The following is a 23,858-nucleotide window of genomic DNA, read 5'->3' as shown; positions in this document are numbered from 1 at the left end:
ATTCATGAGAATTGCAATTGTAGAAGACGAATTATTAGCTGTAACTTATTTGAAAAATTTGTTAGAGGACCAAACCATTGTTGATGTTTCGTCGATAATAATATTACGTTCTAGAAAACAAGCAATAACATTTTTTAAGGAGCACTCGGTTGATCTGATTTTTATGGATATTCATTTGGGTGATGGAAAAAGTTTTGAGATTTTTCAGGAAGTAGAATTGCTTACACCAATTATTTTTATCACAGCTTATGATGAATATGCAATGAAAGTTTTCAAGCATTTTACGATTGATTATATTCTGAAACCGTTTGAAGTAGAGGAGTTACATATCGCTTTGCAAAAATTTAATTCAATCAGGACAAGTTTTGATATTGCACCAACTTTAAAATCGATAACAGTTTTAGAAAATTCTCCCTCTGAAATTATGCATCGTTTTTTGGTCACAAACGGAAACAAATTACGTTCGGTAGAGGAACACGAAATCGCTTATTTTTTTGCTTCAGGAAAACATCTTTTTATGAAAACAAAAGACGAGCAAACTTATATTTACGATGACACCATAAAGGATATTATAAATAAATTAGATGAAACAATGTTCTTTAAAATCAATCGTAAGTTTATTGTTCACATTGATGCAATTACAGAAATTATCAAACATTCAAGTCAAAAAATAGAAATTTATCTTCAACCAAAACCAGAAACAGAACAAGCTGTTTTTATCAGTAAAACACAGATAAATAGCTGGATGGATTGGATGAATAGATAAAAAAATCTCACATTTGTGAGATTTTAATTGACTTATAAATTTGCTTTTTTATTCTATTTGTTTTAACACTCTATTCGAATGAAATTCTGTAAGAATTTTGTATCGAGAAAAAGAGTTTAAAAATTAGTTTATAAATTTTCTAACATCAAGATAATTTCACTTTCGATACGTTGCATCATTTCAGCAGAAATTTCCAATTGATGTTTTACATTTTCGATTGTATGATAGGTTAATTCTCCTGTTTTTAAATTCAAATTATATTCAATTTGCCCTTCCCAAGAATTACTCGATTCGTAAAATGAAACGTTTTCGAAAGGTAATCGAGGCAAAAGTTCGCCAAAATGTTCTTCTAATTTGATTCTATTTTCTTGCTTGACTGTTAGTTTTTCCATGATTTAATAATCATTGCGTTTGCAGCAGTTTCGTAAAAAATAATCGCTAAAAGTTGTAAAAACTCAGCATGATTTAATTTTCCTTTAACTACTTCGTCTAAATTTGTTTCGTAATATTCTTCAATAGTTTTTGAAATCAATGCTTTAAAATTATCTAATGGTATATTTTGATCTTTCAACTCTTTCATCAAATAATTATCAGAAGTCAAAAAGTCTGGTCGAGTTGTAAAAATAGGAGATTTACGAATATTCAATGCATTGTGTAAAGTTTGCGAAATCAAAACGCCACGTTCCACTTCTTCAAATTCCCATCCTTTACGAATTCTTCTCGGATTATTTTCATAAAAAATATGATTGTGAAAAGCATGAATATGTTTTGCAATATCTGTATTGGTGTGCAAATAAAGGAATTGTAAAATAGAACTAAACAAATGATTTGCATTCAGATTTGCAGGATAATAAGTGTACAACAAAGGATAATGAAATAATGTCGTATACAAAGGCGAAAAACTATCTATAATGTTAAGATTAAGAAGATTTATTCCTTCAAAATCTATTTTTTGATGAGTTTGATAATATGTAATTCCTGCCAAATAAATATCTTCATGACTTAATTCAAATTGATTTAAATATGCACCAATTTGTTTGAAGAAAGAAGTGTTTAAATTGTGATTCGTAATTAACTTATATGTTTTACCTTCAAATTTTTCAATGAAATCTAACTTAAATGTCGACTTTAAATTATCGTTTATAATTGATTCAAAATCAAATGATTTATTTCTAATTTTGTTAACGTAAATTTCGTTGTATGTATAAATAATTTGTTTGATCGGTTCTATGTCTAATGCTTCAAATGGATTGATTTCAGCACTTGACGAAGCATACAATGTAAACAATCGACGGAATTCTTGTTGAATTTTTTCTTCTTCTACAAACATATTCATCAATTGATTGGTATTTGCAGCAATTATACTTTCTCCTAAAAAGAATAACATACCAGCTTTTAAATCATCATCAAAACCACATCTTTCAAGGGTTTGATCAAAGTAAGTTTTGAATGGACTTTCAGTATTTTGGTTCATATCGACTTCTTTATTTTATTATTTAAAGGGTAAAAGTATTGAATTTTTGAGGATATAAACTTGTATTAACAAAAAAAACACTTCGTAAAGAAGTGCTTTTTTTATAAAGTTTATAATTGATCACTTTAGTTACAAACTGCTGTTTTTCTAAAGTAGAAAGCAAATACTTTTGTTCAACTATTGCTTGTTCTTTTTCTGATAATTTTTTTCATAACCTGTCTGTATATCATTTAACGAATTAATTTCTCCATTTTCTAATAAATGATTCTGAAACTTTGTATATCTATCCGCTAATTTTCCAAAAACATCTTTTGCTATTAATGTCTGCTTCATAAATATCTGTTACATAAACCTCATTATCTTGTCCATAAGCTATGGAAAAAAAATAAGTTTGATTACCCTTTGTTTGACTGAAAACCACCTCAGCAACAAAGAATAAAAATAAGACTAAACCTTTTCTCATTCTACCAAATTTTGAAGGCGCAATTTAACTAAAATATTATTGAAGTATGGTGTATTGTGTTATTTTATATTATTCGATATAATTTTTTTATATTTGCGTTCTAAAATTGACTCAAAATGTTTCAAAATCTTCAGGATAAATTAGATAAAGCATTACATACCTTAAAAGGAAAAGGACAAATTACAGAAATTAACGTTGCTGAAACTGTGAAAGAGGTGCGTAGAGCGCTTGTTGATGCTGACGTTAGCTACAAAGTTGCGAAAGATTTTACGAATGTTGTAAAAGAAAAAGCATTAGGAGAAAATGTAATTACTTCGTTAAATCCAGGACAATTAATGGTTAAAATCGTTCATGACGAATTAGCTAAATTAATGGGAGGAGAGGTAACAGAATTAAATATAGATGATAACCCTACGATTATTTTGATTGCAGGTTTGCAAGGTTCTGGTAAAACAACTTTTTCTGGTAAATTGGCAAACTTCCTTAAAACAAAGAAAAACAAAAAAGTATTATTAGTTGCTGGTGACGTTTATCGTCCTGCTGCAATTAATCAACTTCAAGTTTTAGGAGAGCAAATTGGTGTTGATGTCTATGCTGATTTAGAAAATAAAAATCCTGTAGAAATTGCACAGGCCGCAATTGCACAAGCAAAACAAAACGGAAACAATGTAATTATTGTCGATACAGCAGGTCGTTTAGCAATTGATGAACAAATGATGGATGAAATTCGTCGTGTACATCAAACAGTAAATCCTACAGAGACTTTATTTGTTGTAGATTCTATGACAGGGCAAGATGCTGTAAATACAGCAAAAGCTTTCAATGATGTATTGGATTATAACGGTGTTGTTTTAACAAAGTTAGATGGTGACACACGTGGTGGAGCTGCTTTAACGATTAGAACAGTTGTCGATAAACCAATTAAATTTATTTCTACAGGTGAAAAGATGGAAGCGTTAGACGTTTTCTATCCAGAACGTATGGCGGATCGTATTCTTGGAATGGGAGACGTTGTTTCGTTAGTAGAACGAGCTCAAGAGCAATTCGATGAAGAGGAAGCTAAACGTTTGCAAAAGAAAATTGCTAAAAACAGTTTTGATTTCGACGATTTCTTGAAACAAATTCAACAAATCAAACGTATGGGTAATATGAAAGATTTGGTTGGAATGATTCCTGGTGCTGGAAAAGCATTGAAGGATGTAGAGATTGATGATAACGCATTCAAAGGTGTTGAAGCGATTATTCATTCAATGACGAAAAAAGAACGTCAAAATCCAACGATTATTGATAACTCTCGTAAAAAAAGAATAGCAGCAGGGTCGGGGACTTCCTTACAAGAAGTGAATCAATTGTTGAAACAATTCTCTGAAATGGGAAAAATGATGAAATTTATGAATTCTGCGAATGGTAAAAAGATGATGGAAACAATGTCTAAAAATATGCCAGCAGGAGGATTCCCAGGAATGCCAAAAATGTAATTAGTTATATATTATAATATTTTAAACGTTTGAAAACGTAAAATGCTCCAAACTAAGATGTTTTTTTGGAGCATTTTTAGTATAAAATACTAATTAACTCACTTTAAACAAAAAAATCTTTCATTAAAAAATGCATTTAAGAGTTGAAGGAATTTTGTTTAAAAAAATCTATATATCACAAATTTTTATCAAAAAAATCAGATTATTCGTAATAATAACCCGTAAATTTGCAATCGATTTCAGACTTCGAAATCAATAGAATTTAAGCAATGATTATAGAAACAGAGGAAGAGTTAATCGGAATGAAAAAAGTCAGCGAAGCTGTAGCCGTTACTCTTAAAGAGATGAAAGATTATGTAAAACCTGGAATGTCAACAAAAGAATTAGACGATTTTGGAGCTACCATTATGAAGAAATTCGGTTGTAAATCGGCACCTTTTGAGACTTATCAATTTCCTGGTTATACATGCTTAAGTGTAAATGAAGAAATTTGTCACGGAATTCCAAGAGCAGATAAAATCCTTAAAGATGGAGATGTTATCAATATTGATGTCTCTGGTGAATTAGGTGGTTTTTGGGCTGATAACGGTGGGTCAATTGTTGTTGGTGAGGATGTAAACGGTTATCAAAAAATTGTAGATGCTTCAATTTCGGCTCTTCAAAAAGCAATTGGTGCGGTTAAATCTGGCGTTAAAATTGCAGATATTGGTGGTATAATCGAGAAAGAAGCAAAAAAACATCATTATCATGTGATCGAAAATCTGACAGGTCATGGTGTAGGACGTTCTTTACACGAAGAACCTTTAGATTTATTGAATTTTAGAGATATAGATGATAAACGTCGTTTCCGTAAAAATTCGGTTATTGCTTTAGAAACGTTTATTTCAGAAAACTCTTACGAGGCAATAGAACAAGCTGATGGTTGGACAATGATTGGAAATGCACCAGGAGTGTTTGCGCAACATGAGCATACTGTTTTGGTTACATCTGAAGGTCCAATGATTCTGACACATATGAATGGTAATTGGTAAAATTATATGAAGAAAAACGAATATATTAAAATTGACCGTGAAGTGGTCAAAAAGATGAGCGAAGATATACAAGCTTATTTAGTAGAAAATAACCTTGAACATGTTAAAACAAAAGACATGATGCCTTTCTTAATTGAAAAAGGATATTTTCCTCATGATCGCAAAAAAGGATATCCTTTGCGTCAAATTTTAACTGATCTTAAAAAGTCAGAAGAGTTACATTTATTACCTCAAGCTTTTCCAGAATATTTGGAAATTGAAAATAAAAAAACTTCTACATATTGGTATTTTAGTCCAGTAAAATAAAGCATAAGCACTTCGAAAGAAGTGCTTATTTATTTTGTATTGGTTTGATTTTCAAGTGATATTGGAATATTAATTGATGCTGTTTAAAAAGACGTTTTATAAATGTAACAAGAAATAGCTCATTTCTTATCTTAAGTCAATGAAATACGGATGTGACCTAAGTTACCTTTGCAGTATCAATAATTAATAAAAGATCAAAAATAGACAAAATGAAAAAATTATTATTCACTTTATTGTTATCAGCAGCATCAATCTCTGCATTTGCTCAAAACTATACAAATGATAAAGCACATTCAAAATTAGGGTTTTCTGTATCTCACATGACGATATCTGATGTAGAAGGACAATTTAATAATTTTGATGCTCATTTAAACTTTACAAAAGAAGATTTAAGTGATGCTAAATTTCATGTAATTGCTGATGTTAATTCGATCAACACAGGTATCGAAGCGCGTGACAATCACTTGAAATCAGCCGATTTCTTTAATACAGCTAAAAATTCTAAATTAGAGTTTTCTTCAAAAGGAATTACACGCGTTAAAGGAAATCAATTTAAAATGACTGGAGATTTAACATTGAATGGTGTTACAAAACCAGTTGCTTTAAAATTAGTGTACAACGGAAGCATTAACAATAATGGTGTTAAAACTTACGGATTTACAGTAAAAGGTAATGTAAAAAGAAGTGATTTTAATGTGGGAGGAAACTTTCCAGAAGCTGTTGTAGGTGATGTCGTTACATTAACATCTAATCTTGAATTTGCTACACCAAAAGCAAAATAAATTTTAAAAAAATAAACTATAAAAATCGTGAATTTCAATACGTTAAAATCTGTTACTTCATGTTTTAGTAAAACAGAAAAAATGCCAGTATTATTTTTAGGTCATGGTTCACCAATGAACGCCATCGAAGAAAATATATTTGTTGAAGGATGGAGAAATATTGGAAAAACAATCCCAAAACCAAATGCTATTTTATGTATTTCGGCGCATTGGGAAACAAAAGGAACGAAGGTGACTGCTATGCAACAACCTAAAACCATTCACGATTTTTATGGTTTTCCTCAAGCTTTATTCGACGTTCAATACCCAGCAGCAGGAAGTCCTGAATTAGCAAATGAGATTAAAAATTTAATTAAAACGACACCAATCGATTTAGATCACATATGGGGTTTTGATCATGGTTCTTGGAGTGTAATTAAATTTTTGTATCCAAATGCGGATGTTCCGATGATAGAACTAAGTTTAGATGTTTTTAAAACGCCAAAAGAACATTACGAATTAGCAAAAGAGTTAGATGCTATGCGAAGTAAAGGAGTTTTAATTGTAGGAAGTGGAAATGTTGTTCATAATTTAAGAACTTTAAATTGGAACGAACCAACCGCTGGCTATGATTGGGCTTATGAGGTAAACGATACCTTCAAAAATATTGTTCAATCAGGTAATCATGATGAATTATTTCATTTCGTGCAAAAGGGAACTGCTTATAATATGGCGATTCCTTCGATGGAGCATTATTTACCAGCTGTCTACGCATTAGCATTACAAGACAAAAAAGAAGAGGTAACAATTTTTAACGATCATTTAATTTATGGTTCATTGGGAATGTTATCTTTTAAAATAGGTTAAAGAAATTTAACAATTTAAATAACAATAAAAACAATTTATTATGACAAAATGGAATTTAGATCCGTCTCATTCAGAGGTTCAATTTAAAGTAAAACATATGGTGATTTCTACAGTAACTGGAAATTTTGATCATTTTGAAGCAGATGTAGAAAGCAACAGCGATGATTTTTCAGAAGCAAAATTTGCATTTGATGCAAAAATTGATTCTATAAATACAAGAAATGCCGATCGTGATGGACATTTAAAATCAGTTGATTTTTTTGCTGCAGATCAATTTCCAGAATTAAAATTTAAAAGTACTTCAGGAATTAAAAATGGTAAAATTGAAGGAATTTTAGAAATTCGTGGAGAGAAAAAACCTATTACGTTAGATGCAGATTTTGGAGGTGTAATCAAAGATCCTTATGGTTTAACTCGTGCTGGATTCGAATTTACAGGAGAAATAAATCGTAAAGATTTCGGATTAGGATGGAGTCAAGTTACAGAAGCAGGAGGATTAGTTGTATCTGATAAAGTAAAATTATTGGTAAACTTAGAGTTTACTCAAGCCCAATAATCTATAAGTTTTAATAGCAAAAAAAGCCACTTAATTAAGTGGTTTTTTTTTATTCAGTTTTATTTTTATTCTCCCAGAAAGTGGCATTTTTAATACCTATTTCTAATGGATTAAAATCTGGGTTTTGAATACCTTTTTTACGTTTGTCTTTGTAATCTTTCCAAACTTTAAGTCCAACACCGCTCAATAGTAAAATTGCAATAATATTTACCCAAGCCATTAGTCCAACACCAATATCACCAATAGCCCAAGCTGTTTCAGCTGTTTTAATTGTTCCATAATATGTTGCACCTAAAAAACAAACTCTCAAAATCCATACATAAACTTTACGATTTCCTTTTTTGAAAATATACATAATATTGGTTTCAGCGTAATAATAATACGCCATAATCGTAGTAAAGGCAAAAAAGAAAAGAGCTATCGCTACAAAGCTATTTCCAAATGTAGGGAAATGACTTGAAACAGCAGCTTGCGTAAAGCCAGTATAATCAACACCAGGGATATTTTGCGTAATAAAATTGCCCGCTTTTTCGGGATGACTTACATTATATTTACCTGTAAATAAGATCATAAAAGCTGTGGCTGTACACACAAATAAAGTATCGATATAAACAGAGAATGCTTGAACTAAACCTTGTTGAGCAGGATGATTAACTTCGGATGCAGCAGCAGCATGAGGAGCAGTACCCTGTCCAGCTTCATTTGAATAAATCCCTCTTTTAATTCCCCAAGCTATAGCAGAACCAAAAACTCCACTGTAAAGAGATTCTTGATTAAATGCTGAAGAAATAATTAACCGTAGAACAGAAGGAATTTGATGAAAATTCATCCCAATAATTACAATAGCCATTAAAATATAAGCACCAGCCATAAAAGGAACGATAAATTCGGATGCTTGCCCTAAACGCTTTACACCTCCAAAAATGATTAATGCTAATAAACCAATAATACTAATACCAATAATATTGATAGGTATTCCAATAACGTTAAATACAGGAATATCAAAAGCATTGTTTAAAGCAGAAGAAATACTGTTTGATTGCACTCCAGGTAACAAAATACCACAACTTACCATCGTAATAATAGCAAATAAAATTGCATACCATTTTATACCTAATCCTTTTTCGATGTAGTAAGATGGTCCTCCACGGTATTCTCCATCTATTTCTTGTTTATAAACTTGTCCTAAAGTTGATTCGATAAAAGCAGAAGCACTTCCTAAAAATGCAATAAACCACATCCAAAAGATTGCTCCCGGGCCTCCCATAGCGATTGCTGTTGCTACACCTACAATATTTCCTGTACCAACACGTCCCGAAATAGCTAATGAAAAGGCTTGAAATGGTGTAATTCCTTTATCTGATTTATTGCCACTAAAAAGTAAACGCACCATATCTTTTAAGTAAGTAATTTGTAGAAAACCTGTACGAATCGAAAAGTAAATTCCAGTTAATGCGCAAAGCCCAATCAAAGCATACGACCAAACGTAGCTACTTACGATATTTATAATATCATCCATTGAATAAAAATTTGTTCTTGTGTTTATTTGTGATGCTAAAATGCTAAAAAAATCTTAATAATAATCTCTAATCTATTTATTTATTCAAAAAAATTATTAATTCGAAGAAATATATTCTAAATTTTGAAGATAATGCAATTAAATATTTAGTTTAACTAATATTGATTAAATAATTGATTTTCAAATAAAAAAGACTACATGTAATCTGTAGTCTTTTCATTATCAATGTATTTATCGAATTACTTTTAGCTTAGCGAAATTTAAAAGCAATTTCTTTTCTCCAGCATTATCAAAATGTATAATTGCTTTCATATCCGAAGGTTCACCTTGTAAATCTTTTACGACTCCACGCCCAAAACGATCGTGAACAACGACTTGTCCAATTTGTAGACCTTGTGCGTTAGCAGGTGAAGTCCCGCTACTTTTAGTTTGATTTACAGGTTTGAAATTTGCACGAGGCTGCGCAGGTTCAACCCTTGCACGTGGATTTTGTCTTGCCACAGATTTTTCTCTTTGTTGATAGGGTTGAGGTGTTGGTTCGTCACCAAAAAGATCTGCGGATAAACCACTATTGTTACTTGCTCTTGCAGAAATATGTAAATTTTTCCATTCTAAGAAACGATCATCAATTTCTTCTAAGAAACGAGATGGTTCACAATCAATAATTTTTCCCCATCGAAAACGAGAAACGGAATAGGTCATATATGCAACTTTCTCCGCTCGTGTTAAAGCAACATAAAATAATCGACGTTCTTCTTCCAATTCAGCACGCGTGTTCACACTCATCATAGAAGGAAAAAGGTTTTCTTCTAGTCCCGCAATAAAAACGACAGGAAATTCTAAACCTTTTGCTAAGTGAACAGTCATCAAATTTACTTTGTTATCATCGTCCTCTTCGTTATCTGCATCGGTTGCTAAAGCAATGTTTTCTAAAAAACCTCCTAATGACGCATCTCCTTCGTCTAATTGTTGTTGTTCTTCAACATATCCTTGAATAGAGTTTAATAATTCTTGAACGTTTTCTAAACGCGAAACACCTTCTGGCGTTGAATCTTCTTTTAGTGCATTCAATAATTGTGTTGTTTTCGCCATTTCCATTGTTACTTCGTAAACGTCATGTGATTTTAACATGACTTGGAAACGTTTAATCATCAACACAAAATCATTTAATTTATTGGATGTTCCAGCATTAATACCAATCGTTGGCGCATACATCGCTATATTTTCAATTAATGAAAATAAACTCATTTGATGTTGATCAGCTGCCACTAAAAGTTTAGAAATCGTCGTTTGACCAATACCTCTTGCAGGATAATTAATTGTACGTAATAAAGCTTCTTCATCATTCTGATTGATCAATAGTCGCATATAGCCAACCATATCTTTAATCTCTTTACGCTGATAGAAAGAAGTTCCTCCATAAACACGGTACTGAATTCCTTTCTTTCGTAAAGCTTCTTCTAAAGCACGAGATTGCGCATTAGTACGATATAAAATAGCAAAATCTTTCGGCTGAAAATGCTCATTGATTTGTCTTTCCCAGATTTGAGTTGCAATAAAACGAGCTTCATCCGCATCTGAAAGACCTCTATAAATGGCAATTTTTTCTCCAGTTTCGTTTGCAGTCCAAACGTTTTTCTCTAATTGGTCTTGATTCTGTTTAATAATTTGATTCGCCGCTTCGACAATCATTTGTGTAGAGCGATAATTCTGTTCCAACGGATACATTTTTGCATCTGGATAATCAGATTTAAAGGATAATATATTTCGAATGTTAGCACCACGGAAAGCATAAATTGATTGAGCGTCATCGCCAACTACACATAGGTTTTCATAACGAGATGCTAATGCTTTTACAATCAAATATTGCGAATGATTAGTATCTTGGTACTCATCCACCATTATATATTTAAAACGTTCTTGATATTTTGCTAAAACTTCTGGAAAACGCGTCAAAATTTCGTTGGTACGCAACAATAAATCGTCAAAATCCATTGCGCCAGATTTGAAACATCGGTCGACATACGCTCTGTAAATATCACCCATTCGAGGTCGCATTGCTTCGTTATCTGCTTCAATTAATGCTTGATTGTTGTGATATGCTCTTACCGTAATCAAGTTATTTTTGTATTGTGAAATACGTCCTAAAACTTGTTTTGGTTTATAAATATCTTTATCTAAATGCAATTCGTTAATAATCTTTGTCATTACCGAAACAGCATCTTGTTGATCGTAAATTGTAAAATCTGATGGATAACCTAATAATGGTGCTTCTACACGAAGAATTCTTGCAAAAACAGAGTGAAAAGTACCCATCCAAAGCGACTTGGCATTTGATTCTCCTACAACTTGTCCAATACGTTCTTTCATTTCACGTGCTGCCTTATTGGTAAAGGTTAATGATAAAATATTAAACGCATCAACACCTTTGTTTAATAAATGAGCAATTCGATAGGTTAAAACTCTTGTTTTTCCAGAACCTGCACCTGCAATAACCATTACAGGACCTTCAGTTGCTTCTACAGCTAATCGCTGCGGTTCGTTTAGTTTTTCTAAATAATTTTGTTCCATCGTGTACAAAGTTAACCTTTGTCGTGTAAAGGATAAAATAATTTTAAAAGATTATATATCTTTCTGAATAGGGATGTTGATAAAATATTTGTATTTATAAAATTAAGTTATAATGAGATAGATAATAGAAACTATTTGTAGGGATTATCGTTGTTTTCATTTAGAAATAATCCCTATATTTACACAAATTTTTTATATGACAGACGAATCAGTAAAATTAAGTAATTACGAAGTAGTAAAGCAAGTGTTTACGAATTTCTTGGAAGAACATGGACATCGTAAAACACCTGAGCGTTATGCTATTTTAGAGGAAATTTATTTTACAGATGATCATTTTGATATAGATATGTTGTATATCAAAATGAAAAATAAGAAATACCGCGTAAGCCGTGCTACATTATACAATACAATTGAATTGTTGATGGATGCTAAATTGGTTCGTAAACATCAATTTGGAGATCAACAAGCACATTACGAAAAATCATATTTCGATAAAAATCATGACCACATAATTTTGGCTGATACGGGAGAAGTTTTAGAATTTTGTGACCCAAGAATTCAATCAATTAAGCAAACAATTGAAGAGGTTTTTGATATCAAAATTGATAATCATTCATTGTACTTCTACGGGACAAGAAATAAAAAATAAACTTGATTTTAAAGACATATACCAAGACCTTTTATTTGATAAAAGGTCTTTTTTAATTTTGTGAAAAGTTTAAGTAATCAGACGCTTTATAACTATATAAATAATTTTTTGGACTAAAAAAATAATACTAATTTTGGCTAACACTTTTTTGAAGTGAACGAAAGATTAAATTAAAACAGAAGTAATTGTTAATTAACTATATCAATATAAATAAAACAGGAATAAAAGTAGCTTTTTTACTATCATGTTTTATGGCGTTAAGTGTTTTTGCACAACAAAAACCGAAAAAAGAAAAAGTTGTTTTAAAACACGCTGATTTAACAGAACGTAATCCGAAATTATTTGAGGGTAACGAATTTCTATCAGGTAATGTTGTCATCGAATATAAAGGTGATGTGATTTCTGCTGATAGTGCGGTTTTATATCGTGATAAAAATTTAGCTGTCGTATGGTCGAATGCACGTTTAGTGAGTAAAGACAAAACAATTACGGCACATAAAATGGAATATGATGGGAATACAACTGTTGCAAAAGCTTTTACAGACGTTGTATTAACAGATCCAACTTCTCGTATTACAGCAGATTATATGGACTATAATCGAACAACGGAAATCGCAACTGGGATTGGAAAAGTAGAAGTAAAAACACCTACACAACAAATTAGTTCCGAAATAATGATTTACGAACGATTGACAGGTAATATCATTGTGAATGATAATTATAAAACAATTGGTTCTGACGGTACATTAGTAGAAGGAAAGAATGTTGTGTATAATGTAAAAGAAAAATCAGCTACATTTGGTTCAGAAGTTTTTATTACGAATAAAGATTATACCATTTATTCGAGAAAAATGACGACGAATGATATAACTGGAATTACAACTTTCCGTGATTATTCTAAAATTACTCGTCGAAACGATCCATCACAATACATTATTACTTCGGACGGAGATTTTAATAAACAGACAGGAGAAGCTTGGCTAAGAGAAAACTCGAAAGTATATTATCAAAATAAAACCTTAACTGCAAAAAATCTATATTTTAACGATAAAACTGGTTTTGGAAAAGGAGAAGGTGATGTATTTTTAGATGATCCATTAGAAAAAAGATTCTTGAAAGGAGATTATGGAGAAGCATTCAAATATTTAGATTCTGCGTTTGTAACAAAAAATGCTTATGCTGTAAAAGCGTTTGATAAAGACTCACTTTACATTAGTGCCGACACTTTGTTAGCTGTAAAACGTCACGATGTTGATTCGACATCATTAGTTAAAGCTTTTCATAAAGCACGTTTTTATAAATCGAATGCGAACGGAAAAGCTGACTCATTGGTGTATAATCAAACAAAAGGTTTAATGCAATTCTATAAAGATCCTATTCTTTGGTCGGATGACAATCAAGTAACTGGTGATTTTATCGAAGCATATACCAATGCTAAAACAGAGAAAATCGATTCGATGAAAGTGTTCAACAATGCATTTGTAATTGCAAAAGTTGATACGATTTCAGAAAATGAATTTCATCAAATTAAAGGGAAATATTTAACCGTTCTTTTTCAAGATGATAAAATAGATTTTATCGACGTCGAAGAAAATGCAGTAGCTCTAACTTATATGGACGATACTGATCCGAAAACAAAAGAAAGAGAACGATATGGTGTTAATATTTCGTATTGTGGAATTATTGAAGCTGATGTTGTTGGAAATGAAGTAGAGTTGGTAGCTTGCCGAATTAAATCAGATGGAAAAATGTATCCTTTGTCTAAATTTCCTGAAGAAATGCGTTATTTACCCGATTTTAAATGGCGAATTTCTGAGCGTTTAAACAAATGGCAAGACATTTTTATCAAATCGAAATAATCTTTTCTTAAATTATTCGTTTAATCTCTAAAATTATAAATGAAAACTACATCTATTATATTATCTCTCGTTTTACTAACAAGTTGTTATACTTACACTGCTTTTGATCCTGAAGAATATGCTGCTGAGATGGCAAAAAATGCTAATCAGCCAACAAATCTAAAAGAAAGAAGTCGTGTTAGAGCAGAACTCTCTCAATCGAAAAGAGCAAGACAAGATCCAAATCAAGATGTAAACAGTTCAACAGCAAGAATTAGTAAAACAGAAATGGATGAATTCAAATCAAATCAAAAAACATCAACTGAAGATAAAATAGCGATAGATCCTTCTACAATAAAGATTACAGATGTGATTAAACCTGATAATTTTTATAAAGTTGATACACAAGGAAAAGAGTATACGATTGAGGCTAAACAATGGAAAGCTGATACTTTATATGCTGTTGTAAAAGGAACAGAAAAAGAATTAAAATTTCATAAAAACGATATTTCTACATTCAAAATAAGAAAATTTTCAAAAGGTAAGTCAGACGCTTTAACTGTTGCATCGTACGCAATAGGAGGAGCAGCTGCACTTTTATTATTAAAATAAAATGGGAACATTAAAAGAAGAATTTTTTCAATACCAAGCGCAAACAACAAATTTCGCTTCTGGTTTTGAAGTTGATTACGCAAAAGGCTCTTATATCTATGGAAAAGATGGAAGAGCCTATCTTGATTTTGTAGCTGGCGTTTCTGTCAACACGCTTGGTCATAGCCATCCGCGAATCAATCAGGCGATCATCAATCAAGTGAATAAATATATGCATGTTGCTGTTTATGGAGAATATGCACAAGAAAAACCAGTAGAATTATGTAAACGTTTGGTCGATTTAACACCAAAAGGTTTAGATCAAGTATATTTGGTTAATTCGGGTACAGAAGCAATCGAAGCTTCGTTAAAATTAGCAAAACGCTATACAGGACGACGTCAATTGGTGTCTTTTCGAAATGCTTACCATGGGAATACTCATGGATCGTTAAGTGTGTCTGGTGACGAACGTAAAAAAGCAGCGTTTCGACCATTATTACCTGAAGTTTATTTCATAAATTTTAATAATGAAGAAGATTTACAAAAGATAACAACTGAAACAGCAGGTGTAATAGTTGAAAGTATTCGAGGTGCTTCTGGTTTTCGTTTGCCTGAAAACGACTTTTTTATTAAATTAAAAAAACGTTGTGATGAGGTCGGTGCTTTGTTGATAATGGACGAAATTCAGCCAGGTTTTGGTCGTACTGGAAAATTGTTTGGTTTCGAGCACTTTGGTGTCGTTCCAGATATTGTAGCAATGGGAAAAGGAATGGCAAGCGGACTACCTGTTGGTGCGTTTATGACATCGAATGAAATTATGAGTTCTCTAAAACAAAATCCTCAGTTAGGACATATCACGACTTTTGGTGGAAATCCAGTAATTGCTGCAGCAGCTTTAGAACTATTAAATGTATTGGAAGAAGAAAATTTAATGGATGATATCGCACGCAAAGAACAATTGTTTAGAGATAACTTGAAACATCCTAAAATTAAGAAAATTCATGGTAAAGGCTTGATGTTAGCACCAGAATTATCTTCACCAGAATATACTTTAAGAGTTCAACAAGAATGTATGAATCGTGGTTTGATTCTTTTCTTTTTGATGTATAGTATAGAAAATTTGAGAATTACGCCTCCAATTAATATTTCAGATGAAGATATTATCAAAGGATGTGAGATTTTGAAATCTGTTTTAAACGATTTAGATTAATTAATATACTAAAAAACTTCAGAATTTTCTGAAGTTTTTTTAGTATTATTTATTTCGTTTTTCTAACAAATCTGGACGACGTTCTTTCGTACGTTCAACTGCTTTATCGTGTAGCCATTCTTCTATTTTTGGGAAATTACCAGACAATAATATTTCTGGAACTTTATGACCTTTATAATCTGCAGGGCGCGTATAAATTGGCGGCGCTAATAAATCATCTTGAAAAGAATCTGAAAGTGCAGAAGTTTCGTCACCAATTACACCTGGTAATAAACGAATAATAGAATCGGCTAAAATAATCGCACCAAATTCTCCTCCAGAAAGTACGTAATCACCAATCGAAATTTCTCGCGTCACATACATATCACGAATGCGTTGATCGATTCCTTTGTAATGCCCACAAATCATCATCAAATTACCTTTTAAAGATAAATCATTCGCTATATTTTGATTCAATGTTTCGCCATCTGGCGTTAAATAGATAATTTCATCATATTCGCGTTCCTCTTTTAGTTTCGAAATCATTTTATCCAAAGGTTCGCACATAATTACCATTCCAGAAGTTCCTCCATACGGATAATCGTCCACATGACGATAACGACCTTTTCCAAATTCTCTCAAATCATGAACATGAATTTCGGCCAAACCTTTGTTTTGTGCACGTTTCATAATCGAAGCAGAAAATGGACTAACTAATAATTCGGGTAAAACAGTGATAATATCTATTCGCATGGTGCAAAGATATTTGTTTAACTACGTTTGCGCAAGTTTAAAAGTCAAATTGATGATAAAAGAAACTCTGTTTTTTTATACATTTATAAATATAATTGATATTATTCATTGGACTAAATCGAATATAAACCTTTAAATTTGTGCTAAAATTTCATCAAAATGTTTATATATAACAGACATAGAAGACTTCGTAAAAACGAATCTATTCGTAGTATGATTCGTGAAAATCATTTATCTCCAAACGATTTTATTTTACCAATTTTTGTGGCTGAAGGTGAGGGTGTAAAAGAAGAAATTGAAGCTATGCCTGGTATCTATCGTCATTCAATTGATAATACAGTAAAGGAAGTAAAAGAAATTTGGGATTTAGGTATTAAATCTGTTAATATATATTGTAAAGTTAGTGACAACTTAAAAGATAACACTGGAAAAGAAGCTTGGAATCCTAATGGCTTAATGCAAAATACAATTAAAGCGATTAAAGATGCAGTTCCTGAAATGATTGTAATGCCTGACGTTGCATTAGATCCATTTTCTATTTATGGACATGATGGAATTATTAAAAATGGTGAAGTTTTAAATGACGAAACAGTGGAAGCATTGGTTAAAATGACTTTATCTCATGCCGAAGCTGGTGCTGATTTTGTTGCGCCTTCTGATATGATGGATGGTCGAATAGGAGCTATGCGTATGGCTTTAGAAGAAAACGGTTTTCATAATGTTGGAATTATGACGTATGCTGCTAAATATGCTTCATCTTTTTATGGGCCTTTCCGTACAGCATTAGATTCTGCACCTGTAGAAGATCAAAGTATCCCTCAAGATAAAAAAACCTACCAAATGGATTTTCATAATTCTCAAGAAGCATTGCGCGAAGCAATTGCAGATGTAGAGGAAGGAGCTGATATTTTGATGGTAAAACCAGGTATGGCTTATTTGGATATCGTAAAAATGGTGAAAGATAATTTACAAGTTCCGGTATCTGTTTTTCAAGTTTCTGGTGAATATGCAATGATAAAAGCAGCAGCAGAAAAAGGTTGGATCGATCATGATAAAATTATGTTAGAAACCTTAACTTGTTTTAAAAGAGCAGGAGCAGACCTAATTTCAACTTATTTTGCAAAAGAAGCTGCAAGATTATTGAATGAATAATTTTTTGAGATTAATAATTTACAAAAAAAACAGATTAGATATTTTCTAATCTGTTTTTTTATGAATTGATTTTTCTAAATAAAACACAAATTCATTGTTAAAATGGTTGAATTAAATAGATTAAAACTCAATCAAAGAAGGGTTCAATCCAGAAAAACCATCAGCAGGCATTTCATCAATTGCTTTAATATCTTCTGCAATCAATTTAAAATTATCGGAAGTCAAATTTGCTTCAATATTTTTTTCTGAAGAGGAACGAGGAAGTGGTAAAATTTCTTTTGCTAAACAATAATTAATACAAATTTGTCCAACCGAAACATTGTATTTATTGGCTAATGAAATGATCAATTCATTTTCTAAAATACGGCCAGATCCAAGCGGGCTCCATGCTTGTACCAATAAATCGTTTTGTTTACAAAAATCGACTAATTCTGGCTGAGAATGCCCTGGATGAATTTCAATTTGATTGACCATTGGTTTGATTTTAGCAGTTTCAAATAAAGCTTCTAAATGGTTGATATTAAAATTACTTACACCAATCGCTTTTGCTTTTCCAGAAGTATAAATTTCTTCAAAAGCACGCCAAGTAGAAGCGTTTAACGCTGCCCAATTATCAGGAAATTGCGTTTCATTTGCAGGCCAATGAATCAAATACAAATCCAAATAATCTGTTTGTAAATCGGTCAAAGTTTGCTCAAATGCTGCCAATGCTTTTTCGTACCCACGCTCAGAATTCCAACATTTAGATGTAATAAATAGTTCTTTACGATCGATGTTTTGAGATTGTAAAACAACTCCTATTTCTTTTTCATTTTTGTAGATTGCAGCTGTGTCTATATGCGTATAACCCTTTTCTAATGCTATTTTTAGAGGTTCTGTTACTTTTTCACCTTCCAATAACCATGTTCCGAAACCAATTGCAGGTATATCAATTCCGTTTGATATTTTAAAATTCTTCATTTTTTTTGATTTAATACTATTTCAAATTTATTTCAATTTGATCGATTTCAATAAATAGAAGACGTTAATTCTTATGTTAAAACTCATTTTATGAATTCTTATTTTTAATTGTTTGTTTCTAAAATAGTTCTATATTTATTCACGAAAAGTAATGGAAAAAAATAAATAAAATGACACAATTTACAGGAACGATTGAGGATTTTATGAATACACACGAAGAATTTATAAATACATTAATTCTTAAAAAAATCAACGAACAGGTAGAGATAAGTAATGATGTTGAAGTGGATATTCTGAATAATGAATTGATTCAACAAAAGTTAGATGATTTAAAAGAACATTTAGGCGATTTATTCGAAAATGAATTTGGTGATTGGGAAATCACAATGGATTTAGAATCATTTGAAACTGAATTTAATAAGCACTTTCAATTATCTAAAAAAGAATTGAAAGAAAATGTGCTGTTGAAGTAAATTAGAAATGTCATTCTGAAAAATTTCAATATACGAGTCGGAATGACATTTTTTTAATTAAACCTTCATAAAGTCTTCTTCTAATAAGTCTTCCAAAGGACTTTGAGTAATAGATTGTGGTAAATTTCGAAAAGCAAAATTTCGAAGATTCATCAAAAATTTATTATCAACTTGAGCAATTTTTCCAGCCAAACGAGAAGTGTCAATGATATAATGTGTACGTTTTAATCGACGTAAATTATAATCTTCAAAAGCTAATAAAATATCAGACTCTTTTTTGTTTAATTCATCAAACAAAACACAAACGTCTTCTACAGCCATACAGGCTCCTTGCCCCATATTTGGTGTAGTTGCATGCGCGGCATCACCAATCAATAAAACACGATTAAACGCATAATTGTTAATTGGTTTAATATCCATTATAGGTGTTGTAATTACATTTTGTGTCTTTGTTTTTTGCAATGTACTCCTGATTTGTCCTGAATAATCCTTAAACAGATTTTTGATATCTCTTAAAGTATAGTTGTAAACCTCAGAATTTAATTTTGTATTCACGCAAGCATACCAATAAATTTGATTGTTGATTAAAGGAGTCAAACCAAAACGACCATTTGGTCCCCATGTTTCGATGCTTTTTTTAGAGTTATACGTGTCGTCTTCGACAATTGCGCGCCAACAAATATATCCTGCATAACGAGGCGTAGATTGTTTTAATAATTGTTGACGAATTGTAGAATTTATTCCATCAGCTCCAATTAAATAATCGCCTTCTGTAGAAGTTCCATCTTCAAAATGAAGGACAACTTTTTCAAAACTTTGCTCAAAGAATTTGACTTTTTTAGAAGTTTTAATTTTATTGAAATCAATTTTTGAAACTAAAAAATGATGTAAATCGGCACGATGAATAGCAAAATTTTCGTTGTTATAGTTTTTTCTTAATCGTTCTGTATCTGCTTTCAAAATGGTTTTTTCTTTCCAATCCTGAATTTCAAAGTCTTCTAACATATGCCCCAAAGGAGCAACTTCTTCAGCTAATCCAAGAATTTCGAAAGCTTTCATTGCATTAGAAGCTAATCCAAAACCAGCACCAATTCCACGAACTTCTGATGATGCTTCATAAATTTCGTAATCATAATTTAAGTCTTGAAGAACTTTTGCTAAAGTTAATCCAGCTATACCAGCACCAGCAATTAAGAATTTTTTACCCATTGATTAAAATAAAGTTCAAAATTAATCATTCTACTATAAACCAAAAAGAAAAGCGAATCAAATTGATTCGCTTTTCAGAAGTTATTTAGTCGAAATTATTGTTCGTTAAAATATTTGTAGAAATATGGAATGGTTTCGATTCCTTTGTAGAAATTGAATAAACCATAATGTTCGTTAGGTGAGTGGATAACGTCAGAGTTTAATCCGAACCCCATTAACACAGATTTTGTACCTAATTCTTCCTCGAATAATGCGACAATTGGAATAGAACCTCCAGCTCTTTCAGCTAACGCTTCTTTTTCAAATGTTTCAGCTAATGCTTTTTTAGCAGCGATAAAACCTGGATGATTTGTTGGTAAAATATAAGGTTTACCTCCGTGATGTGGTTTTACTTTAACTTCTACAGAAGAAGGTGCTAAAGTTGGGAAATAATCAGCAAATTGTTTTGTTACAACTTCTGGATCTTGTCCTGGAACCAAACGCATAGATATTTTAGCATACGCATGAGAAGGAATTACAGTTTTTGCACCTTCGCCAATATAACCACCCCAAATTCCATTCACATCTAAAGTTGGACGAATAGAAGCTCTTTCGATTGTAGAGAATCCTTCTTCACCTTGAATATCAGCAATACCAATTGATTTTTTGTAATCTTCGACGTTAAAAGGAATTTTAGCTAAATCAGCTCTTTCATCTTCTGTCAACTCAAGAATTGGTTCGTAAAAACCAGGAATAGTGATATGTCCTTTTTCATTGATTAATTTTCCAATCATTGTTGCTAAAACGTTAATTGGATTTGGAACTGCTCCACCATACACACCCGAGTGCATATCGCGATTAGATCCTTTTACTTCAACTTCTACATATGACAATCCACGTAAACCTACAGAAATAGAAGGTTGATCGTTCGAAATCATAGAAGTGTCAGAAATTAAAATCACATCATTTTTTAATTTCTCTTTATTGTCTTTTACGAAATTTACCAATGAAGGAGAACCAACTTCTTCTTCACCTTCGATCATAAATTTAACGTTACAAGGTAATTCGTTTGATTTGTTTAAAGCTTCGAAAGCTTTAACATGCATAAACATTTGACCTTTATCATCTGCAGAACCACGGGCGAAAATTGCACCATCTGGATGAATTTCTGTCTTTTTGATTACTGGCTCGTATGGTCCAGATTCCCATAATTCTAAAGGATCAGCTGGTTGAACATCATAATGTCCGTAAACTAAAACAGTTGGTTTTGATGGATCAATAATTTTTTCACCATAAATAACTGGGAAACCTTCTGTTTCGCAAACTTCTACATTGTCAGCACCTGCTTGTTTCAAATATTTTGCAACCATTTCAGCTGCATCATTTACATCTTGTGTGTAGGCTGGATCAGCACTAACTGAAGGAATTTTAAGTAATTCTATTAATTCATCAAGAAAACGTTGTTTATTTTCTTGTATAAATTGTTGAGTATTGTTCATTTTTTTTTGTTATGAATAATAGGTAAATTTAACAATAAAATTTAGAGTAAACTTCTTTTTGATAAAAAATATAATTCTAAAACCTTTGTATCTTTGAAAAAATTTAGAAAATGATATTATATAATACAACGTTTATTGTAGAACAAGAAGTGCATGGTGAATGGTTTGAGTGGGTGCAGAGAGAACACATCAATGACTATTTGAAATCGAATTGTTTTATTGGAGCTCGTTTAGGAAAAATAACTTCGCATGTAGAGCCAGGAGCGACGTCTTATTCGTTGCAATTGTTTGTGAATGATGAATTGACTTTAGACCAGTTTAAAAATAATTTTTTAGCAGAAATTCAACAAAAAAGCTTGCAAAAGTTTGCAACAAAAGTAATTAGCTTTGTCAGTGAAATGGAGCATATTGGTGATTATCAATAAATAAAAAATGCAGTAGAAAACCACTGCATTTTTTTTATTCTTATCCTTCGAAGCTTCTTACAGCGTCTAATGTTTTATTAATTTCAGCATCTTTAATTGCATCAGAAATAAACCAAGTTTCGTATCCAGAAGGAGCAATGTAAACTTCGTTCGTTAATAAATGATGGAAAAATTTGTTGAATCTTTCGTGGTTACATTTGGTCACATCTGTAAAGTTTTTAATTTCCGTTTGCTCTGTAAAGAAAACAGACATCATCGACCCTAAACGATTGATATGATTTGGAATTCCTTTTTCTGCAAAGATTTTAGAAATTTCAACATCTAAAGTTTCTGTAGCGTTATCAATTCTATTGAATAATGCTCTATCATTATTGATAATATTCAATGTTGTGATACCCGCACGCATCGCAATTGGATTTCCTGATAATGTTCCCGCTTGATAAACAGAGCCAAGAGGAGCAAGATGATTCATGATTTCGCGACGAGCAGCAAAAGCACCAACAGGGAAACCACCGCCAATTACTTTACCAAATGTTACAATATCTGCATTGATGTTTAAACGTTCTTGAGAACCTCCCATCGCTTGACGGAAACCTGTCATTACTTCATCAAAAATTAATAATGCGCCATTCTCATCACAAATTTGTCTCAATCCTTCTAAGAAACCTTTTTCTGGAACAATACATCCCATGTTTCCTGCAATTGGTTCTACAATAATAGCCGCAATTTCGCCTTTATTTTGTTCGAATAAAGCTTTTACATCTTCCAAATTATTGTATTCTGCCAACAATGTGTCTTTTGCAGTTCCTTGCGTTACACCCGGAGAATTTGGATTTCCGAAAGTTGCAGCACCAGAACCAGCTTTAATCAAAAATGAATCTGAATGTCCATGGTAACAACCTTCAAATTTTACAATTTTATCACGATTTGTATAACCTCTTGCTAAACGAATTGCAGACATACAAGCTTCTGTACCAGAATTCACCATACGAATCATGTCGATGTTTGGCACAACAGAAGTGATTAATTTTGCAATTTCAGTTTCCAATTCAGTTGGTGTACCAAAAGAAAAACCATTTTTCATTTGCTCAACTGTCGCATTCAAAACTCGTGGATCTGTATGTCCAATAATCATCGGTCCCCAAGAGTTGATATAATCTACGTAAGCACGTCCGTCTTCATCATAAATATAAGCTCCTTCAGCTTTTTTGATGAAAATTGGCGTTCCTCCAACAGATTTAAATGCACGAACAGGAGAATTTACACCTCCCGGAATATATTCTTGCGCATCTTTAAATAATGCGCTACTTCTTTGATACAACATAATTTTACAAAAATAGTTGCACAAA

General features: G+C 31.7%; 24 protein-coding genes. 14 read left to right on the top strand and 10 right to left on the bottom strand.

The features are described from left to right. The first annotated feature begins 4 nt into the window (after positions 1-4). Positions 5-766, top strand: a complete 762-nt coding sequence (locus tag NZD85_RS02355) for a LytR/AlgR family response regulator transcription factor (RefSeq protein ID WP_260543178.1) — start codon at positions 5-7, stop codon at positions 764-766. A gap of 128 nt (positions 767-894) precedes the next feature. Here NZD85_RS02355 and NZD85_RS02350 read toward each other — a convergent pair whose 3' ends face one another. The 3 genes from NZD85_RS02350 to NZD85_RS02340 form a co-directional block, all read right to left on the bottom strand. Next, complete coding sequence (locus NZD85_RS02350) at positions 895-1,158, bottom strand: hypothetical protein (protein ID WP_260543177.1); 264 nt, start codon at positions 1,156-1,158, stop codon at positions 895-897. Next, positions 1,146-2,240, bottom strand: a complete 1,095-nt coding sequence (locus tag NZD85_RS02345) for a hypothetical protein (RefSeq protein ID WP_260543176.1) — start codon at positions 2,238-2,240, stop codon at positions 1,146-1,148. The genes NZD85_RS02350 and NZD85_RS02345 overlap by 13 nt, the downstream gene beginning before the upstream one ends. 177 nt (positions 2,241-2,417) lie before the next feature. Continuing rightward, the gene (locus NZD85_RS02340) at positions 2,418-2,573 is read right to left on the bottom strand and encodes a hypothetical protein (RefSeq protein WP_260543174.1); all 156 of its coding nucleotides are present in this window, start codon (positions 2,571-2,573) and stop codon (positions 2,418-2,420) included. 246 nt (positions 2,574-2,819) lie between these two features. Here NZD85_RS02340 and ffh point away from each other — a divergent pair, with 246 nt between their 5' ends. From ffh to NZD85_RS02310, 6 genes are all read left to right on the top strand, one after another. After that, a complete protein-coding gene (gene ffh, locus NZD85_RS02335) occupies positions 2,820-4,181 on the top strand; it encodes a signal recognition particle protein (RefSeq protein ID WP_171622081.1) in 1,362 nt (453 codons plus the stop codon). Between the two features lie 269 nt (positions 4,182-4,450). Continuing rightward, positions 4,451-5,212 (top strand): type I methionyl aminopeptidase, encoded by a 762-nt coding sequence (gene map, locus NZD85_RS02330; protein WP_171622082.1) that lies wholly within the window; start codon positions 4,451-4,453, stop codon positions 5,210-5,212. A 6-nt stretch (positions 5,213-5,218) separates the two neighbouring features. Beyond that, positions 5,219-5,518, top strand: a complete 300-nt coding sequence (locus NZD85_RS02325) for a hypothetical protein (RefSeq protein ID WP_171622083.1) — start codon at positions 5,219-5,221, stop codon at positions 5,516-5,518. A 209-nt stretch (positions 5,519-5,727) separates the two neighbouring features. Beyond that, positions 5,728-6,300, top strand: a complete 573-nt coding sequence (locus NZD85_RS02320) for a YceI family protein (RefSeq protein ID WP_171622084.1) — start codon at positions 5,728-5,730, stop codon at positions 6,298-6,300. 27 nt (positions 6,301-6,327) lie between these two features. Then, positions 6,328-7,146 (top strand): 4,5-DOPA-extradiol-dioxygenase, encoded by an 819-nt coding sequence (gene ygiD / locus NZD85_RS02315; protein WP_449757793.1) that lies wholly within the window; start codon positions 6,328-6,330, stop codon positions 7,144-7,146. A 37-nt stretch (positions 7,147-7,183) separates the two neighbouring features. After that, complete coding sequence (locus NZD85_RS02310; protein WP_188320206.1) at positions 7,184-7,702, top strand: YceI family protein; 519 nt, start codon at positions 7,184-7,186, stop codon at positions 7,700-7,702. A gap of 49 nt (positions 7,703-7,751) precedes the next feature. Here the strand turns inward: NZD85_RS02310 and NZD85_RS02305 are convergent, their stop codons facing one another. After that, positions 7,752-9,221: an alanine/glycine:cation symporter family protein gene (locus NZD85_RS02305; protein ID WP_260543168.1), complete on the bottom strand. Its 1,470-nt coding sequence runs from the start codon at positions 9,219-9,221 to the stop codon at positions 7,752-7,754. Positions 9,222-9,452: 231 nt separating this feature from the next. Then, positions 9,453-11,792 carry an ATP-dependent helicase gene (locus tag NZD85_RS02300; RefSeq protein WP_260543167.1) on the bottom strand — a complete coding sequence of 780 codons (2,340 nt, stop codon included), beginning with the start codon at positions 11,790-11,792 and terminating at the stop codon, positions 9,453-9,455. A gap of 196 nt (positions 11,793-11,988) precedes the next feature. Between NZD85_RS02300 and NZD85_RS02295 the strand changes: the two genes are divergently transcribed. The 4 genes from NZD85_RS02295 (at position 11,989) to NZD85_RS02280 (ending at position 16,080) form a co-directional block, all read left to right on the top strand. Next, the gene (locus NZD85_RS02295; RefSeq protein ID WP_171622088.1) at positions 11,989-12,441 is read left to right on the top strand and encodes a Fur family transcriptional regulator; all 453 of its coding nucleotides are present in this window, start codon (positions 11,989-11,991) and stop codon (positions 12,439-12,441) included. A 185-nt stretch (positions 12,442-12,626) separates the two neighbouring features. Further along, on the top strand, positions 12,627-14,300 hold the full coding sequence (locus NZD85_RS02290) for an OstA-like protein (protein ID WP_260543166.1): 1,674 nt from the start codon (positions 12,627-12,629) through the stop codon (positions 14,298-14,300). A 39-nt stretch (positions 14,301-14,339) separates the two neighbouring features. Continuing rightward, entirely contained in the window at positions 14,340-14,891 is a 552-nt protein-coding gene (locus NZD85_RS02285) for a hypothetical protein (protein ID WP_171622090.1), read from the top strand. Position 14,892: 1 nt separating this feature from the next. Further along, positions 14,893-16,080 carry an aspartate aminotransferase family protein gene (locus tag NZD85_RS02280; RefSeq protein WP_188320023.1) on the top strand — a complete coding sequence of 396 codons (1,188 nt, stop codon included), beginning with the start codon at positions 14,893-14,895 and terminating at the stop codon, positions 16,078-16,080. Between the two features lie 45 nt (positions 16,081-16,125). Here the strand turns inward: NZD85_RS02280 and trmD are convergent, their stop codons facing one another. Continuing rightward, on the bottom strand, positions 16,126-16,812 hold the full coding sequence (trmD, locus tag NZD85_RS02275) for a tRNA (guanosine(37)-N1)-methyltransferase TrmD (RefSeq protein WP_260543164.1): 687 nt from the start codon (positions 16,810-16,812) through the stop codon (positions 16,126-16,128). 159 nt (positions 16,813-16,971) lie between these two features. Between trmD and hemB the strand changes: the two genes are divergently transcribed. Then, positions 16,972-17,964 (top strand): porphobilinogen synthase, encoded by a 993-nt coding sequence (gene hemB, locus NZD85_RS02270; RefSeq protein ID WP_171622093.1) that lies wholly within the window; start codon positions 16,972-16,974, stop codon positions 17,962-17,964. Positions 17,965-18,084: 120 nt separating this feature from the next. Here the strand turns inward: hemB and NZD85_RS02265 are convergent, their stop codons facing one another. Further along, entirely contained in the window at positions 18,085-18,924 is an 840-nt protein-coding gene (locus NZD85_RS02265; protein WP_260543161.1) for an aldo/keto reductase, read from the bottom strand. Positions 18,925-19,094: 170 nt separating this feature from the next. Between NZD85_RS02265 and NZD85_RS02260 the strand changes: the two genes are divergently transcribed. Then, on the top strand, positions 19,095-19,397 hold the full coding sequence (locus tag NZD85_RS02260; protein ID WP_225539478.1) for a hypothetical protein: 303 nt from the start codon (positions 19,095-19,097) through the stop codon (positions 19,395-19,397). Positions 19,398-19,454: 57 nt separating this feature from the next. Here NZD85_RS02260 and NZD85_RS02255 read toward each other — a convergent pair whose 3' ends face one another. Together NZD85_RS02255 and NZD85_RS02250 are read right to left on the bottom strand one after the other, a co-directional pair. Next, positions 19,455-20,606, bottom strand: coding sequence for an FAD-dependent monooxygenase (locus NZD85_RS02255; protein ID WP_260543158.1), 1,152 nt, complete (start codon positions 20,604-20,606; stop codon positions 19,455-19,457). Between the two features lie 95 nt (positions 20,607-20,701). Continuing rightward, a complete protein-coding gene (locus tag NZD85_RS02250; protein WP_260543157.1) occupies positions 20,702-22,084 on the bottom strand; it encodes a dipeptidase in 1,383 nt (460 codons plus the stop codon). A 110-nt stretch (positions 22,085-22,194) separates the two neighbouring features. Here NZD85_RS02250 and NZD85_RS02245 point away from each other — a divergent pair, with 110 nt between their 5' ends. Next, the gene (locus tag NZD85_RS02245) at positions 22,195-22,509 is read left to right on the top strand and encodes a DUF4286 family protein (protein WP_260543156.1); all 315 of its coding nucleotides are present in this window, start codon (positions 22,195-22,197) and stop codon (positions 22,507-22,509) included. A gap of 40 nt (positions 22,510-22,549) precedes the next feature. Here NZD85_RS02245 and hemL read toward each other — a convergent pair whose 3' ends face one another. Next, positions 22,550-23,833 (bottom strand): glutamate-1-semialdehyde 2,1-aminomutase, encoded by a 1,284-nt coding sequence (gene hemL, locus NZD85_RS02240; RefSeq protein ID WP_260543155.1) that lies wholly within the window; start codon positions 23,831-23,833, stop codon positions 22,550-22,552. Positions 23,834-23,858 lie beyond the last annotated feature (25 nt).

It is taken from the genome of Empedobacter stercoris (genome assembly GCF_025244765.1).
GTDB lineage: Bacteria > Bacteroidota > Bacteroidia > Flavobacteriales > Weeksellaceae > Empedobacter > Empedobacter stercoris.
Note: the sequence above shows the minus strand (reverse complement) of the source record. Positions and strands in the feature narration are given on the sequence as shown.